At 48.2% G+C, this 16,240-nt stretch carries 14 protein-coding genes; 9 read left to right on the top strand and 5 right to left on the bottom strand.

Annotated features, from left to right (window positions below; all coding sequences use genetic code 11):
• The first annotated feature begins 11 nt into the window (after positions 1-11).
• The gene (locus Q0V21_RS07585; protein WP_443146360.1) at positions 12-1,445 is read left to right on the top strand and encodes a glycoside hydrolase family 1 protein; all 1,434 of its coding nucleotides are present in this window, start codon (positions 12-14) and stop codon (positions 1,443-1,445) included.
• A 126-nt stretch (positions 1,446-1,571) separates the two neighbouring features.
• On the opposite strand, the gene Q0V21_RS07580 is transcribed toward Q0V21_RS07585, so the two are convergent.
• On the bottom strand, positions 1,572-2,228 hold the full coding sequence (locus tag Q0V21_RS07580) for a phosphatase PAP2 family protein (protein ID WP_301878256.1): 657 nt from the start codon (positions 2,226-2,228) through the stop codon (positions 1,572-1,574).
• A gap of 133 nt (positions 2,229-2,361) precedes the next feature.
• Between Q0V21_RS07580 and Q0V21_RS07575 the strand changes: the two genes are divergently transcribed.
• The gene (locus tag Q0V21_RS07575) at positions 2,362-2,925 is read left to right on the top strand and encodes an undecaprenyl-diphosphatase (protein WP_301878253.1); all 564 of its coding nucleotides are present in this window, start codon (positions 2,362-2,364) and stop codon (positions 2,923-2,925) included.
• Here Q0V21_RS07575 and Q0V21_RS07570 read toward each other — a convergent pair.
• Positions 2,885-4,306: a HAMP domain-containing sensor histidine kinase gene (locus Q0V21_RS07570; RefSeq protein ID WP_301878252.1), complete on the bottom strand. Its 1,422-nt coding sequence runs from the start codon at positions 4,304-4,306 to the stop codon at positions 2,885-2,887. The genes Q0V21_RS07575 and Q0V21_RS07570 overlap by 41 nt on opposite strands.
• Positions 4,303-4,974, bottom strand: coding sequence for a response regulator transcription factor (locus Q0V21_RS07565; protein WP_301878251.1), 672 nt, complete (start codon positions 4,972-4,974; stop codon positions 4,303-4,305). Before Q0V21_RS07565 ends, Q0V21_RS07570 begins: the two co-directional genes overlap by 4 nt.
• A gap of 181 nt (positions 4,975-5,155) precedes the next feature.
• On the opposite strand from Q0V21_RS07565, the gene Q0V21_RS07560 reads away from it, so the two are divergent.
• A complete protein-coding gene (locus tag Q0V21_RS07560; RefSeq protein WP_301878250.1) occupies positions 5,156-6,022 on the top strand; it encodes a MotE family protein in 867 nt (288 codons plus the stop codon).
• A gap of 178 nt (positions 6,023-6,200) precedes the next feature.
• Here Q0V21_RS07560 and Q0V21_RS07555 read toward each other — a convergent pair whose 3' ends face one another.
• Positions 6,201-6,986, bottom strand: coding sequence for an AraC family transcriptional regulator (locus Q0V21_RS07555; protein WP_301878248.1), 786 nt, complete (start codon positions 6,984-6,986; stop codon positions 6,201-6,203).
• Positions 6,987-7,007: 21 nt separating this feature from the next.
• Positions 7,008-7,589, bottom strand: coding sequence for a LysE family translocator (locus Q0V21_RS07550; protein WP_079350617.1), 582 nt, complete (start codon positions 7,587-7,589; stop codon positions 7,008-7,010).
• A gap of 207 nt (positions 7,590-7,796) precedes the next feature.
• Here Q0V21_RS07550 and Q0V21_RS07545 point away from each other — a divergent pair, with 207 nt between their 5' ends.
• From Q0V21_RS07545 to mmsB, 6 genes are all read left to right on the top strand, one after another.
• Positions 7,797-8,804 carry a substrate-binding domain-containing protein gene (locus Q0V21_RS07545; protein ID WP_301878247.1) on the top strand — a complete coding sequence of 336 codons (1,008 nt, stop codon included), beginning with the start codon at positions 7,797-7,799 and terminating at the stop codon, positions 8,802-8,804.
• A 52-nt stretch (positions 8,805-8,856) separates the two neighbouring features.
• A complete protein-coding gene (locus tag Q0V21_RS07540; protein WP_443146361.1) occupies positions 8,857-10,749 on the top strand; it encodes a cache domain-containing sensor histidine kinase in 1,893 nt (630 codons plus the stop codon).
• Positions 10,746-12,062, top strand: coding sequence for a response regulator transcription factor (locus Q0V21_RS07535; protein ID WP_301878246.1), 1,317 nt, complete (start codon positions 10,746-10,748; stop codon positions 12,060-12,062). The genes Q0V21_RS07540 and Q0V21_RS07535 overlap by 4 nt, the downstream gene beginning before the upstream one ends.
• A 297-nt stretch (positions 12,063-12,359) precedes the next feature.
• Positions 12,360-13,445, top strand: coding sequence for a multiple monosaccharide ABC transporter substrate-binding protein (gene chvE, locus Q0V21_RS07530; protein ID WP_079350613.1), 1,086 nt, complete (start codon positions 12,360-12,362; stop codon positions 13,443-13,445).
• A 22-nt stretch (positions 13,446-13,467) separates the two neighbouring features.
• Positions 13,468-15,018, top strand: coding sequence for a multiple monosaccharide ABC transporter ATP-binding protein (mmsA, locus tag Q0V21_RS07525; protein WP_301878245.1), 1,551 nt, complete (start codon positions 13,468-13,470; stop codon positions 15,016-15,018).
• The gene (gene mmsB / locus Q0V21_RS07520; protein WP_079350611.1) at positions 15,002-16,165 is read left to right on the top strand and encodes a multiple monosaccharide ABC transporter permease; all 1,164 of its coding nucleotides are present in this window, start codon (positions 15,002-15,004) and stop codon (positions 16,163-16,165) included. The genes mmsA and mmsB overlap by 17 nt, the downstream gene beginning before the upstream one ends.
• Positions 16,166-16,240 lie beyond the last annotated feature (75 nt).

The following is a 16,240-nucleotide window of genomic DNA, read 5'->3' as shown; positions in this document are numbered from 1 at the left end:
AGGAATGGATGATGTCGATGAAAGACGGATTTTTCTGGGGTGGCGCAACGGCTGCCAATCAGTTTGAAGGTGGATGGGACAAGGGTGGCAAAGGCCCAAGTACTTCCGATATGATGACAGGTGGAACGCACACGACACCGCGGCGGATTACGCCTGTACTGGAAGAGGGAACCTATTACCCAAGCCACGAAGCGGTTGATTTTTATGGTCATTACCAAGAAGATATTGCCCTGATGGCCGAAATGGGCTTCAAAATGTTCCGCATGTCGATCAACTGGTCCCGCATCTACCCGAACGGTTATGATCTGGAGCCAAACGAAGAGGGATTGCAGTTCTATGACAACGTCTTTGCCGAGCTGAAAAAGTACAATATTGAGCCGCTTGTGACGATTTCCCACTACGAGACGCCGTTCGGTCTGACCAAGAAATATAATGGCTGGGCTTCCCGCGAAGTCATTGATTGTTATATCCGATATTGTACAACCCTCTTCAACCGATACAAGGATCAGGTAAAATACTGGCTGACCTTCAACGAGATCAACTGTTTGACGATGCCAATGGGGTCATATATGGCGGCAGGCATCCTGTTTGAAGGCAAAGAAACGCTGGTTGATGGCGTTGATGATCCACAGACCCGCTTCCAGGCACTGCATCACCAATTTGTAGCAAGTGCAAAAGCGGTGAAGCTGGGACATGAGATCAACCCTGATTTCCAAATCGGCTGTATGGTCGCTTTCATGACAACCTATCCGAACACATGTAATCCAGACGATATATTGCTGGCACAGAAGAAGGACCAAATTTCTAACATGATCTGCGGAGATGTACAAGTTAGAGGAGCGTATCCCGGCTTCGCCAAACGCTTCTTTGCGGAACAGGGCATCCAGATCGAGATGCAGCCGGAAGACGAGCAAACACTGCGTGAAGGATGCGTGGACTTCTACTCGTTCAGCTATTACATGTCGATGGTTGAAAGTGCTGATGATTCGTTGGAGAAAACAGAAGGAAACCTTCTTGGCGGCATCAAAAATCCGTATCTGGAGGCTTCTGATTGGGGCTGGCAGATCGATCCGAAAGGATTGCGTTACACCCTGAACCACCTGTATGACCGTTACCAGATTCCATTGATGGTCGTGGAGAACGGGCTGGGTGCAGTGGACGTGGTCGAGGAAGATGGCTCCATTCAGGATGACTATCGTATTGATTATTTGAAGGGTCACATTGAACAAATGAAAGAAGCCGTTGCCGATGGAGTAGATCTTATCGCTTACACGATGTGGGGATGTATCGATCTGGTTAGCGCATCCACGGGCGAGATGAAGAAGCGTTATGGCTTCATTCATGTGAACAAGGACAATGACGGTAATGGTGATCTGAGCAGAACACCGAAGAAGAGCTTCCATTGGTACAAAAAAGTCATTGAATCCAATGGCGAGGAGCTATAAGTTTTCACTTTAAAATGGATTTATGACTTGAAAGAACCTCACGGGTGCTGGGTGCACCCGTGAGGTTCTTTTTGCTTGATCCACTTCTGGTATGGGGCAGATCATGTGCATGAAAACAAAGAGAGTCTAAGCCAGGGGCTTAGACTGCAATAGGGAGACTCGCTCCAGGTATCGCTGATAAAACCATATGCATACGGCAAGCCAGCATCCACTCATAAAGTATCCTCCCACCACGTCACTGGGATAGTGGACCCCCAGATAAATTCGGCTCATTCCAATCATTAATATAAACATTGCACTTACGATAATCATCAGTACACGGCCAACTGCGGTGGGGATATGCTTCCAAATCAAGAAGGCCAGTCCACCATACAGGCTGAATGCTGCCATGGAATGTCCGCTCGGAAAGCTGTAACCACTCACTTCAATAATCCGGTGAATGGTTGGTCGGGCGCGGTGAAACATAAGCTTCAGCAGGGTATTCAATATCGCTGAGCCTGCAATGACGCAGCCCAGAAACAGAAGTTCACGTCGGTGTTTCAAAAAGACATACAATACGACCATTGAAAGGATCGTAATGATAACAACAGGTATACCGCTGCCAATCCAGGTGAACAGCTCCATCCAGTGGGTCATGCCTTGTGATTCCATGCCCTGTATCCACGTTATCAGGGAATCGTCAAATCGGTGTATTTGATTATCACTAATAGACAGGGCAATGATTGAAAACACAGCAAGGCTCAGTGCTGCGGAGAGTAGTGGGATGGAAATGTTCTTTTTCAAATTTTGCCTCAATAGTTATGTTCCTCCAGGGTGTCTGTTTTCTTATCGTTTTCTAATTTCCCTTTTAAGCTGCTCCCAGAAAAGAGGGCTATGATCAAAAACAGGTTTTTTAAATTGGGAAAAGGGGATGCTTATGTCTTTCATATTATTCGATTACGAACTTTTTCACTGGATTAACCAGCAAGCGGGTCAGCTCACATACTTGAATGGCATCATGATATTTTTAGCGAAGTTTTCACTTTTTATGTTCCCGGTGGGAATGATTGTGTATTGGATATCGAAGAGTCAAAGAAACCGCATGATGGTGCTCCAAGCCATTCTGGCAGCATGTTCCGGTACCGCCGTCAGTTTTATTACAGGTCACTTGCTATACAGAGATCGGCCATTTGTATCCCACTCGGTCATCCAATTAATCAGCCATACCGCAGATGCTTCCTTTCCAAGTGATCATGCGACGGTTGCCTTTGCATGTGCCACTGTCTTTTGGCTGGGTCACGTCAGGTACCGATGGGGGTGGGTTCTCGTTGCCGCTTGTATTGCATTTGCCCGAGTATGGTCTGGAGTACACTACCCTTCGGATGTAATTGCAGGCGCACTCGTTGGTGTGGCAAGCGCTTGGGGAATTGGACGGATCTTTATCCATATCCCGTTTCGATTCAAATTTTTTCAGGATGCACGTATACGGGAAGCAGAATAGTCACGGTGGTTCCTTCATCTTCCCGGCTATAGATGAATATCTTTCCGTTGTATCGTTTGATGAGACGTTCCGCGATGGAGAGTCCCAAGCCCGTACCGCCTTGCTCACGGGTACGGGCTTTATCCACACGGTAGAAGCGGTCAAAAACATACGGCAAATCTTCTACAGGAATACCCATGCCTTTATCAGATACCTGAATAGATACATCGTTGTCACGTCGCGTTCCACAGATCTGAATCTCTTTGGTCAGTGGTGAATATTTAACGGCGTTATCCACTAATATTCGCAGGACCTGCTCCAGATGTTGAGGAAGGATCTCCATTTCAATACCGGATAGGCGCTCCAGATCAATGTCAAAGGTAGCGTCCGGGTGTAGCTGCACCACGTTGGTGAGCGCATGCTGCACAGTCTGGCAAAGATCGACCGCAGCTTCTACTGTAATGTGACCGTACTCGGATTGGCTAAGCATTAACAGTTCATTCAGGATGTTTTTTAACCGTTTAAGTTCCTGGGCCGAGACATCAAGGGACTCATTCAAGATAGTCGGGTCATGCTTGCCCCAACGGTTTAACAGGGAAATATGCCCTTCAATGATGGCCACGGGTGTACGCAGCTCATGCGAAGCATCTTCGACAAACTGTTTTTGTTGCTGAAAAGAAAGCTCTAGTTCATCCATTAGGCGGTTGAACATCCGGGCAAGATTGGACAGTTCATCGTGTTGATCCGGCACATCAACCCGCTCATGAAGTCCTTTTTGCTGGATCTGGATCATCGTTGCATTCATAGTCATAATGGGCTTGACGAATTGGCGTGATAACAAAAATGCGCCCAGAAGGCTTAATCCCACAGCTGCAATCCCCCCGCCAAACATCACCAACACCAGCATATCGCTTAATTGATCCGTATTTTCGAGATTGTTCACGATTTCAATCGTCCCGCTGAAATGTGTGGTTATGAGGGGGGATCTCATGATTAGCAGGTGATCTTCGTAATGCCATGCAGTGATCAAAATGCGTTTTTGCACCCTTTGCGGCTCGACCCACTGTTTAGAAAGGCCATTGGTTACTTCAAGCAGCGCATTACCGTTCTGATCTAGAATGCGGATCATCTGGTTCTCCTGATTCAACTTGGTAATGAAAGAACGGTTAGATGCAATTTGCGCTGCGGATACTTCTTTCTCTTGGAGGTAACCTTCGATCTCATTCATGCTCTTCTCAATGTTTTGTTCTTCCTGAACCGTGAGCCATTCAATGATGACAAAGTACTGGACAATGTTATACACAATAAACAGTGTGCCCAGCAAGAGCGAGATCCAGATCGTGAGTTTCCAGCGAATAGAGCCACGGGTATGGGGGAGATATTTTCGAATCCAGCGCATCATTTCTGAATCCCGTAACCCAAACCTCGTATCGTCTGCACAAAGCTGGGGGAGCCTGGAGCATCGATTTTATTGCGCAAATAACTGATATACACATCGACCACATTGGTCTCCACATCAGCATCGTATCCCCACACAAGATCAAGCAGCACTTCCCGAGTCATGACACGACCAATATTTTGCATGAGGATGACAAGCAGATCGAATTCGCGTTTGGTTAATTCAACAATTTCTCCGTATTTTTGAAAAATTCGCGCCTCCAGGTCCAGCTGCAATCCTTGATATTCAAGCAAGGATTGCTTACTCTCCGCGTTGGAACGGCGGAATAAGGATCTCATCCGTGCCAGCAACTCTTCTATGGCAAAAGGCTTGGGAATATAATCATCGGCTCCGCTGTCGAGTCCCATGACCCGATCTATCACACCATCCCGTGCCGTAATCATGATGATGGGCGTTTGTTTGATATTACGTATTCTTCGGCACACCTCTACCCCGTTAATTCCCGGCAGCATGAGGTCAAGCAGGATCAGATCCCAATCCTTTTCGAGTGCTAGTTCTAATCCCTGTCTTCCATCGTAGGCTACACTGACCGTGTAGGTTTCATGCAGCAGTTCCAGTTCTATAAAGCGAGCCAGGTTTTTCTCATCTTCAATCAGTAATATGTTTTTCATTAGAAATCGATCCATTCCTTTAATTTGGAGAAGCTAGATTGAGCTTGTAGGTTAAGCTTACCAAGTCCAGTGTACAACATTCAAATTGGAAAAGATTAAAAAATGTAATCTGATTTTCTTATCAAATTTTAATGAAGAAGGTATAGACTGGGGATTACTTCAGAACGAGAGGGAAGTGATCATGATGAGCCAGTCGAATAGGGTCCAATCTATTCATGCAACAACATCTGCCAACACACCTAATAACAAAATCAAACCTGAGCCTGCCAAGAGTTCATCCAAAACTTCAACAAAGAAAAAATCATCGGGGATAAGGTGGTTTGTTGCCCTAATCTGTATTGGTGCTGCAGGGGCAGCAGTGTTTTTTCTGGTCCCTTCTGTCAAAAACACCGTATTACATGCTGTGGAGAATGTGGCTGGAATTCAAGCCACACCGCCTGTTGCATCTGCCAATCCAGTCAAACAAGCGCAATCACCATCATCTACAGTATCGTCGCAAGCACAGCAAACCGTTCAGTCACAAACCACAACTTCAGCGATTCCGGCTGTACAGTCAACAAATCATATTGCTGCAGCCAAGGATATTGCCAAGACTTACGCCAATATGCCTCCAAGCAAAGCTGCTGCAGCACTGGCTCAATTGAGCGATCTGGAGATTGTGTATGCCATGACCGAGATGTCCACAGAACAGAGAGCGCTAATTTGGAGCAAAATGGACCCGGACCGGGTTGCCGACCTTTCGGTGCAAATGAAGCCTCGCAATTCGGCTACCGATCATGAGCTTGCCCTTATTCAGCGTCAAATCAAAAAGCAAAACAGCAACATAGCCAATCAATCGGTCAAGGAACTGGTACATACCTTCTCCAAGATGTCTTCCCCAAGTGCAGCCCGTCTTATCCAAAAATTGTTCCAGACGGATTCTGCCAAAACGATAGAGGTGTTGAAGAAGATGGACGTGAATACAAGAGCGAGTATTTTAACGGTGATGTCCGGTGACTCAGTCATGATGGATACAGCGAAACAGATTTCCCAGTCTTTTCTGAAATAACAAAAGAACAGGACCACAACCCAAGCAATAGTTCGAAAAAGCATCCCATATCGGGCCTTTTTATTAGTATCGGAAATGTCCCGGAACACAAATAATGCCCTCTTGTTTCCTAATAGGAAGTAAGAGGGCTAAAAATATGCTCTTTCGTTTGTATGGAGCTTTGTTAACCTGTTGGAAATCAATTCAATTCATTTAGTTGCAGCATATATTCATACGCCGTAATACCGAATACCCGTTTAAAGTGTCTGTTCAGATGAGTCAGATCGACAAATCCACATTCGGCTACAGCAGAGTAGATATCCTTATGTTTCTCGATGGATTGACGTGCATGTTCTACCTTGCAGTTCAGGAAAAATTGGTAAGGGGATATGCCGGCATGTGATTTGAACTCACGAATGAACTGGAACTTGGACATGTTGAATTCAGCACACAGGTCGTCCAATTTCAGCACATCTTCAATGCTGCAAAACATCATTTCCTTGGCTTTTCGGACCAGATTGTCCTGAGGCCGCCATAGCTTGGTTTCCATTTCCGATTGGGAGAGCAACTGCACTAGGTCAAAGAACAGTTCACTGCACTTCGCTTCATCCTGTCCGTTCTGAACAGCCTCGTTCAGCATCAGAATGCTTCGTGCGAGCTGAGGATCATAGACGATGGGAGTGGTAAACCGCAATTCCTTCTTCCCGAGAATCTCTTCGACCAAATCCGGCTTCAGGTAAAGCATCACGTAGTCTATACCATCTTTGTCATATGAGCTTCCATCGTGGGACTGTTCCCGGTTGAATAACATCACGCCGTTTTTGTGGGAGGCCTGATAATGACCGTCCAGATGGTATTGCTGAATACCACGCAGGGTTACTCCAACCGCATATTCCTCGTGACAATGCTTTTTATAGGCGAAATCCGTAAAGCTGGCGGATAGAGCCAGTACATCCTGTGATTTTTTATAGTTGAAACATTCCACGCGCTGCGCACCTCCCATACCTTAAATGATTCCCGATACCATAATGGCTGAGTATAACAAAAAGAGGGCCATAAGGATACTCAGTACTTTTTGATGACGATTCAGCAGCGTTCTGAACATGGAGCCAAAGACGGCCCAACTAGAGTATGCCAGAAAACCGATGAGGGTAATGAGCAGCACGAATAGTGACGATGATAGCGAACTGTCGTAATAGGGCAGTACATAGCTGGGGATGACCGTAAACGTGAACAGAACCACTTTTGGATTCAGAAACTGCATGAGTAAACCGTTCCAAAATCCGGTAACATGCTTCGTTGCTGTTTCGGTAGAACCCATTTTGTAGACCTGATACGCCAGATACACCATATATAGACCGCCAACAATCTGCATCACACGGAGAATGCCAGGCAAAATGCCAGCAAGAACATGATTGAGAAAAGCTGAAGCAGCAAGCAGCAGCCCGAATGCAAGTGTGGCTCCCCACACATATTTCATCGTTTTCTTAGCACCAACCTGTTGCGCAGAAGAAAGAATCACAATATTGCTGGGGCCTGGTGTGAAGGTAACGACAATGCAATAGATCAAAAATGAAGTGAAATTCATGGTGAACGCCTCTTTTCTGACTCGTCTTATTCCATGAATGATACGATGTGAAGGGATGATCTTATAGTACATTATTGCAGCAGTTAACATTTGAGCAGGAAAAAAATGATGAATTCGGAATAGGTAAAACGGTTTCCTTTTTATATGATTGCGTTTACAATTTAAGCAGAATGTTATAGCTGACAGACGACTTGAGGAAGTGAACAGATGAAAAAACTGCTGCTGGTCTATATTTTGTTAATCTCAGCGTTTGTGTTGTATGTGTTTCGGTTTGAATACGCCGGTCAGGTGAATGGTACCTGGGAAGACCGGGGGCTGCGTGGAGATATTGGCGAAACTTACATGATGATTACTTTCCAGTCCGGACTGGAATATTGGAAGAGTCCCCTGAAAGGCTTCGAAGATGCCGGGGATGCGCTTGGTGTAACCGTGGAATACCGCGGAGCTACCCGGTATGATGCGAAGGAACAGACGACGGTTATCGAGCAGGCCATTGCTCGCAAGCCAGCAGGAATGGCCATATCGGCCATCGACCCGCAATCGCTGATTCCGGTGATTAGCAAAGCAATGGACGCGGGCATACCTGTCGTGTTGTTCGATGCCGATGCACCAGGAAGTCGGGCCTATTCTTTTCTCGGGACGGACAATTACAAGGCAGGCGTAACGGCTGCTGACAAAATGGCTGAACTGATGGCTCGGGAAGGGGAAGTTGCAGTGTTGACCCTTCCTGACCAGCAGAATCATGAAGAGCGAACAAAGGGATTTCGCGATACGATTCAGCAGCGTTATCCTTTGATGAAGATTGTTGAAGTCGCCGATGGACATGGAGACGCAATGGTATCAAGAGACGAAACGATCAGGCTGCTGAAGGCTCATCCGAAGCTGGCTGGCATTTTCGTGACCGAAGCGACCGGAGGAGCAGGTGCGGGTGAAGCGGTACAGAATTTGAAGGGGGCTCGTTCGCTCGCACTTATATCATTCGATACCAATAAAGCCACACTGGACATGATCAAGGGAGGCACGATTTCCGCAACCATCGCACAGGGAACCTGGAACATGGGATATTGGTCACTTCAATATTTGTTCCATCTGCATCACCAGTTGACGGTACCCGCTCCATCCTCTCTGGATGAGAATGCACCACTTCCGGTCACGGTGGATACCGGAATTTCCGTGGTGACCCGAACGAATGTGGATGATTATTATGCCAAATAACGCTGATCCACAGGAGAATTTCCGGGGCAGGGAAGCAAGACGCATTCGAATGATGGGGAGACTGCAACGTTTGCGTTTGCGCAATATGCCGCTGCGTTATCAGTTAATGCTGCTGTTTTTACTATTTGCCATCGTGCCTTCCGTAGGACTGGGCGTGCTGGTGAACTGGACCGTGGAACGGATTGTAGAGCGGCAGGTTGAGGGGCATACGATGCAGCTCATTGGCAAAGTGAATGAAGCGCTCGACAGCAAGATGGAGAACCTGCAAAACATGACGTATCTGATTGCGTTTGATCGGAACGTGGGTGCTTTTATGCAAGGAAAAACAGCATCGGATAAAGATACACGCACAGATTCATCCAGCCAGGAAGGAAATACGGAAGCGGAACAAGATCAGCTGTATGGGATCAAGCAAACCTTGCAGGGTTTTACGACGCTTTATCCGGAGATCGCCGGAATCGTTCTCGTCAATGGAAGCGGTGACTATATCAGCAATGAGATGTACCCCCGATCGAAGCAAAGCCTCACCCAGGAAAACTGGTATGTGAAGGCTTCTCAAAATCCAGGCATTTTTACGGTGCTGGGGCAGCCGCTGGATCGGAATATAACCACACATGTGAGGTACAAGGATAATGAGATTGTATCTGTTGCGCGTTCCATAACGGATGAAGCATCGGGACGTATACTTGGCGTTGTTATGATTGATCTCAAGCTTCGGTCTGTCTCTCAGGCTGCCAGAAATGTAACCCTGGGTAAATCCGGTTATGTGATGGTAACCGATGAGGAAGGGAGGAGCGTATATATGCCTGAACACCCTTTGGTAGAACAGATTCCGGCGGAATGGTTCCAATCCGGCGACAGCGGAACGTTCAATGCTGAGGCGGGTGGAAAGGAGCTTTTATTCATGTACCAGTCCTCTACGTTTACGGGCTGGAGAACGGTGGGTGTATTTCCTGCACGGGAATCGATCACGGAAGTGCGGCAGATTCAGTTTTATGTGGTCAGCTTTGTGTTCGTGGTATGTTTGTTCGGACTGAGCGCCTCCTCTTGGTTCTCGCGTTCCATCGCGCAGCCCATCTTTCGGCTGATGTCTTATATGCGCAGGGCGGAGACGGGAAATCTCAGGGCGGGCCGCTGGAGCGACAGGGCGGATGAAATTGGCATGCTGGGCAGAAGTTTTAACCGGATGCTTGCACAGATCCGTCAGCTTATCTCCCTGAATGAATTAAAGGAACGGCAGAAGCGTGAGGCTGAAATGCGCAGCTTGCAAGAGCATATCAAACCCCATTTTCTATACAATACACTGGATACAATTCATTGGATGGCCCGTAAGGAAGGAGCGGACGATGTATCGAACATGGTTGGCGCTCTTTCCAGACTGTTTCGCATCGGACTCAGCAAAGGGGATGATTTCATTCCTCTCCATTCCGAGCTTGAGCACATAACCAGTTATCTGCAAATTCAACAGACCCGGTACCGTGACCGACTGCAATACGAGCTAATCGTTCCGGACGATCTGCGTGATTTGTTCGTACTCAAGCTGCTGCTTCAGCCCCTTGTTGAAAATGCGATTTATCATGGCATCAAGGGAAGACGAGGGCCAGGCAAGATTCGGGTGGAGGCCAAAACAGAACAAGGAAGACTGCTGCTGCGGATTCAGGACGATGGAGCGGGCATGTCGAGTGAGCGGCTTGCAGAGATGGAAGGGCTGTTGGCAGCACCCTTGGAAAGTCTTGAAACGGCATCCTTGTCCGGAAAGGCTGGCAAAAGCTACGGCATGTTGAACGTACAGGCACGTATACAGTTGGTTTATGGTATCGAATATGGCATTGTGCTGGACAGCAGGGAAGGTGTGGGTACCTGTGTGCAGGTCATTCTTCCGCTGTTGAGAGAGCTTCCGGCAGGACAGTCATTTGATAGGGAAAGGGGGCAGGAGAGCGGATGAAGAAATTCATATCAACGACAACAAACACCGCAGAGGATAAAAGGTCGGCTCCGTTAACTGCGACGGAGGACAGGCTTGCGGAGAAGCTTTACCAGGTACTGATTGCCGATGACGAGCCGATCATTCGTGAGGGCATTCGGGATTCAATCGACTGGGTGGCCCTGGGCATGGAGGTTGCCGGAGAAGCAGAGGATGGGGAGGAAGCGCTGGAACTGGCTGCCAGCCTGAATGTGGATATCGTACTGGTTGATATGAATATGCCTTTTCTGAACGGAATCGAGCTGATTCGTCGTCTTCAGGACGATTGCCCGAATTGCCGCTGTCTCATCATATCCGGACATGATGAATTTGCTTATGCCCAAGAAGCCGTTCGGCTTGGGGTAGAGGATTATATATTGAAGCCTGTTCAGGCAGAACAGCTGTATGCTGCCCTTGCGCGACTGCGCCAGCATATGGATGAAGAACATATGCGAACCACGTATGTGCAACAGGCAGCCGACCAGATTGAACGGAATATCCCGCTGCTGCGCCAGCGTTTTTGCCTGGATTGGCTGGAAGGTTCAGTCAGGGGGACGGAGCTGACGGGGCAACTCGCGTTTTTGCGTCTGCCACCTGCGCCGCCTGTACAGATTGGAATCGTCCGCTGGCCTGCTGCAGAAGCACGTCAGACGGTGATGCATGAGAGTGACCGCCAATTGTTTCTTTTTGCAGCAGAGAATATTGTTGATGAATTGCTGGGACAGCTTCCACATGTCCTGTTCAGGGAAGTGAATGGATTGATTGGCATATGTCTATGGCAGAAGGCACCGGAAGGGATTGTATCCACAATGGAGCAGAAAATCAGTTCTTGCCTGAATATCGCTGTTCATGCCTATATGGAGCAACACACAGGGACATTGGAGGAGGCGCCGGACACATATCGACGATGCCGTGAGAAAGTATTTGGAGAAGCCCGGTTGTCTCCGCTGGTTCGCCGGGCACGTCAGCTCATTCAAGAGAATTATGCGGATCGGGAGCTGACATTGGAATCGCTCGCTGTCCGTCTGAATGTATCTGCGGTGTATTTGGGCCGGGTGCTCAAGAAAGAACTGAACGATTCCTTTGTTACTCTGGTTACACACGCCCGCATCCGCAAGGCGGTACAACTGCTCGACGCTACAGCATGGTCTATCTACGACATTGCTGAGCAGGTAGGGTACGATACGCAGCATTATTTCAGCACCGCATTCAAAAAAACGATGGGTATGTCGCCTGTACAATATCGCAAAAGCGGGGGAACAGGCAGCAGCAACGATACAGCTAATCAATCTTAGGAAAAGACAGAGAGATACAATTGGATCAAGAGGATATGTCCTACTTCCATGAAGGAGGGCATATCCTTTTTTTTGTTCACAGATGTCTTACAACAAACCAGGTTACCTGGGAGCTTTAATTGAGCATAATCAAGTTGAAATTTTATAAAAAAAGTTCAAATGCAGCAAAGACCATACTGTTCCCGAATGCTACGATGGGTTCAGACAGGATTTACAGCTTGGATGTACCCGACATATTGTAAGCGTTATCTTATGATTCATTCAAGTCTGTATGATTTGAGGAAAGGGGAACTTCATATGAAAAAAGGAGCACTGTTCATCTGGCTTCTGGTGATGACTTTGGTCCTCTCTGCCTGCAATCTGGCCGAGAGTGAGACAGGCAGCAAGGCCAAAGGGTATGTCGGCATTTCAATGCCAACCAAATCCTCCGAACGTTGGGTAGGGGACGGGGAAAACATGGTCCGCCTGTTCCAGGAACAGGGGTACAAGACCGATTTGCAGTACGCTGAGGACGTCGTCGAAAATCAAATCTCTCAGATTGAGAACATGATTACCAAGGGTGTGGATGTCATGGTGGTTGCTTCCGTGGACGGCAATACACTAACGGACGTGATCAAGAAGGCGCATGATCAGGGCATACAGATCATTTCGTACGATCGCCTGATTCGCAACACCCCTTACTTAACGTATTACGCCACGTTCGACAATTTCAAGGTGGGTGTGCTTCAAGCCTCTTACATTGAGCAGAAACTTGGGCTTAAAGAAGGCAAGGGACCTTACAACATTGAGCTGTTTGGCGGATCTCCCGATGACAATAACGCATATTTCTTCTTTGACGGAGCTATGTCTGTCCTGAAGCCATACATGGATTCCGGCAAGCTGGTCGTGCGAAGCAAGCAGATGACGATGGCCCAGATTGCGACGCTGCGTTGGGACGGAGCTTTGGCCCAATCACGAATGGATAATCTGCTCAGTGCCTATTACTCGGGAGACAATCTGGATGCGGTGTTATCCCCGTATGATGGGATCAGTATCGGGATCATCTCATCGTTAAAAGGCGTGGGATATGGTAAAGCGAACAAGCCGCTGCCGGTGATCACGGGTCAGGATGCCGAGCTGGCATCAATCAAATCGATTGTGGCGGGGGAACAGACCCAGACTGTATTCAAGGATACCCGCAAGCTGGCGGAACAGACGGTAGAGATGGCCAACAGCATTTTGCAAGGGAAACCGGCAGAAGTGAATGATGATAAATCATATAACAACGGAATTAAGATCATACCGGCTTATCTGCTTGATCCCATTTCAGTGGACCGAACCAATGTGGAGAAGGATATTGTGGGCAGTCAATATTACACCAAAGAAGAAATTGGACTGAAATAACCTAGTGAAAGGAGCGGGTCCCATGGCCGGAATTATTCTGGAGATGAAAGGAATCACCAAAACCTTCCCTGGCGTCAAAGCGCTGGAAAACGTCAATCTCAAGGTCAGAGAAGGCGAAATTCATTCGCTATGCGGTGAAAACGGTGCAGGCAAATCGACGCTGATGAAGGTGCTGAGCGGTGTATATCCGCATGGAACATACGACGGGGACATTTTGTTTGAGGGAAAGACATGTGAATTCAGGGACATTAAGCAGAGCGAGGAACTGGGAATTGTCATTATCCATCAGGAGTTGGCTCTTATTCCCTACCTCTCCATTGCGGAAAACATCTATCTGGGCAACGAACGTGCCAGCAAGGGTATCATTGACTGGAAGGAAACGTATGTGGGTACCCGAGAATTGCTGGGCAAGGTAGGGCTGACCGAAAATCCGAATACGCTTGTATCCAATATCGGTGTGGGCAAGCAGCAGCTGGTCGAAATAGCGAAAGCGCTCTCCAAAAAGGTGCGGCTGCTCATTCTGGATGAGCCCACCGCTGCCTTGAACGAGGATGACAGCGAGAATCTGCTTCAATTAATGCTGGAATTCAAGAAGCAGGGCATTGCCTGTATCCTGATTTCTCACAAGCTGAATGAGGTGTCGAAGGTGTCTGATTCAGTAACCATTTTGCGGGACGGCAAGACGATTGAGACGCTGGATATGAGTAAGGACAACGTAACTGAAGACCGGATTATTAGTGGAATGGTAGGCCGTGATCTCACCAGCCGTTATCCGGAGCGCCATGCGAACATCGGTGAAGTCATCCTGGAGGTGAAGGACTGGACGGTCTATCACGAGCATCATGCTGATCGCAAGGTGCTGAATCAGGTCAACATGAACATCAGACGAGGAGAGATCGTAGGCATTGCCGGTCTGATGGGGGCCGGACGCACAGAGCTGGCCATGAGTATTTTTGGCAAATCCTATGGACGCAACATCACGGGACAGCTCATCAAAGATGGCAAACCCATTCAGAACAACAGCGTAACAGAAGCCATTCAGAATGGCTTTGCCTACGTGACAGAGGATCGCAAGGAGTATGGCCTCATTTTAATGGATGATATCAAGCGCAATATTTCGCTGACGGGTCTTAACAAGCTGACTCGAGGCGTCGTTGTAAACGAGCGTGAAGAAGTAGTTGTTGCCGAAGAGATGAAAAAAAGCATGAATATCAAAGCGCCGAGCATTTTGCAGAAAACCGGCAATCTGAGCGGCGGTAACCAGCAGAAGGTAGTGCTCAGCAAATGGATATTTGCCGGGCCGGATATTCTTATTTTGGATGAACCAACGCGCGGCATCGATGTCGGCGCCAAATTCGAAATTTATACGATTATTCATCGGCTTGCTGCAGAGGGCAAGGGTGTCCTGGTGATTTCGTCCGAACTGCCGGAGGTATTGGGCCTGTGCGACCGAATTTACGTGATGAATGCCGGGCGAATTACGGGAGAGGTCAACCGGGAAGAAGCGTCGCAGGAAACGTTGATGAGATATATGACCAAGTCAGGAGGCGGGAAGCATGGAAATGTTAACTAGACTGTTCAAAAACAATATACGCCAGTATGGCATGATTATCGCGCTGGTTGTAATTATGCTGTTGTTCGAGGTGTTGACGGGCGGGCTGCTGCTCAAGCCGATCAACATTACCAATCTGATTTTGCAAAACAGCTACATTCTGGTACTGGCCATTGGGATGGTGCTGGTCATTATTACCGGACATATCGATCTGTCGGTAGGTTCGATTGCCGCCTTTGTCGGGGCGGTTGCCGCGATTATGATGGTTGATTGGCAGCTTCCGGCCTGGCTGGCGGTCATTGCCTCACTCGTGGTTGGGGCATTAATCGGGGCGTGGCAGGGTTTCTGGATCGCGTACGTGCGAATTCCGGCATTTATTGTAACCCTGGCGGGCATGCTGCTCTTCCGCGGTTTGACGATGATTGTGCTGGAAGGCCAGTCCATCTCACCATTTCCGGGCGGATTCCAGAAAATTAGCTCAGGCTTCCTGCCGGATATCCAATTTTCAGGCCTCAGTCTTGTTTCCATCATCGTCGGTCTTGTGCTTACGGTCTGGTATATTGTGAATGAATTGCGCGAACGACGTTCCCAGCGAAAATACGGTTTTGAGGTGGTGCCTCAGGGGCTGTTCCTGCTCAAGCTGGTGGTGGTGGCTGCGGTTACAAATCTGTTTACGTTTATGCTGGCGAGCTACGCAGGCATTCCGAATATTCTGATTCTGCTGTTTGTATTGATCATCGTTTATTCCTTTGTCATGAATCGTACTGTCATGGGTCGTCATGTTTACGCACTCGGAGGCAATGAGAAGGCTGCAGGCTTATCTGGGGTCAAAACGAAAAAAGTGACCTTCTGGGTATTTGTCAACATGGGCGTGATGGCCGCCATTTCCGGACTGATCTTTGCGGCCCGGCTGAATGCAGCGACGCCAAGAGCCGGTACCAACTTCGAGCTGGATGCCATTGCAGCCTGCTTTATTGGCGGCGCTTCCGCTTCTGGCGGCATCGGAACGGTATTTGGCGCCATTATCGGCGGGCTGGTCATGGGGGTTCTGAATAACGGAATGTCCCTCATTGGTCTGGGTATTGACTGGCAGCAAGGGATCAAGGGATTGGTACTTCTGCTGGCGGTGGCTTTTGACATTTATAACAAAAACAAAAGATCGGCATAATCCGGTGTTGTAATGCTGGATGGAGGCAGAGTTCTCCGTAATACATCCTTTGGATGCATCGGAAGGCTAGATGAA

The organism is Paenibacillus sp. 11B, from assembly GCF_030487755.1.
Lineage (GTDB): Bacteria > Bacillota > Bacilli > Paenibacillales > Paenibacillaceae > Paenibacillus > Paenibacillus vandeheii.
The sequence above is the reverse complement of the archived record's forward strand: the minus strand, read 5'-3'. Positions and strand labels throughout refer to the sequence as shown.

Excerpts from the sequence above, each read along its gene's own strand:
- Q0V21_RS07545 (WP_301878247.1), top strand. The coding sequence starts at position 7,797 with ATGAAAAAACTGCTGCTGGTCTATATTTTGTTAATCTCAGCGTTTGTG.
- Q0V21_RS07535 (WP_301878246.1), top strand. The coding sequence starts at position 10,746 with ATGAAGAAATTCATATCAACGACAACAAACACCGCAGAGGATAAAAGG.
- mmsB (WP_079350611.1), top strand. The coding sequence starts at position 15,002 with ATGGAAATGTTAACTAGACTGTTCAAAAACAATATACGCCAGTATGGC.
- Q0V21_RS07550 (WP_079350617.1), bottom strand. The coding sequence starts at position 7,589 with ATGAATTTCACTTCATTTTTGATCTATTGCATTGTCGTTACCTTCACA.
- Q0V21_RS07575 (WP_301878253.1), top strand. The coding sequence starts at position 2,362 with ATGTCTTTCATATTATTCGATTACGAACTTTTTCACTGGATTAACCAG.
- Q0V21_RS07585 (WP_443146360.1), top strand. The coding sequence starts at position 12 with ATGTCGATGAAAGACGGATTTTTCTGGGGTGGCGCAACGGCTGCCAAT.
- Q0V21_RS07540 (WP_443146361.1), top strand. The coding sequence starts at position 8,857 with ATGGGGAGACTGCAACGTTTGCGTTTGCGCAATATGCCGCTGCGTTAT.
- chvE (WP_079350613.1), top strand. The coding sequence starts at position 12,360 with ATGAAAAAAGGAGCACTGTTCATCTGGCTTCTGGTGATGACTTTGGTC.
- Q0V21_RS07560 (WP_301878250.1), top strand. The coding sequence starts at position 5,156 with ATGATGAGCCAGTCGAATAGGGTCCAATCTATTCATGCAACAACATCT.
- mmsA (WP_301878245.1), top strand. The coding sequence starts at position 13,468 with ATGGCCGGAATTATTCTGGAGATGAAAGGAATCACCAAAACCTTCCCT.
- Q0V21_RS07565 (WP_301878251.1), bottom strand. The coding sequence starts at position 4,974 with ATGAAAAACATATTACTGATTGAAGATGAGAAAAACCTGGCTCGCTTT.
- Q0V21_RS07570 (WP_301878252.1), bottom strand. The coding sequence starts at position 4,306 with ATGATGCGCTGGATTCGAAAATATCTCCCCCATACCCGTGGCTCTATT.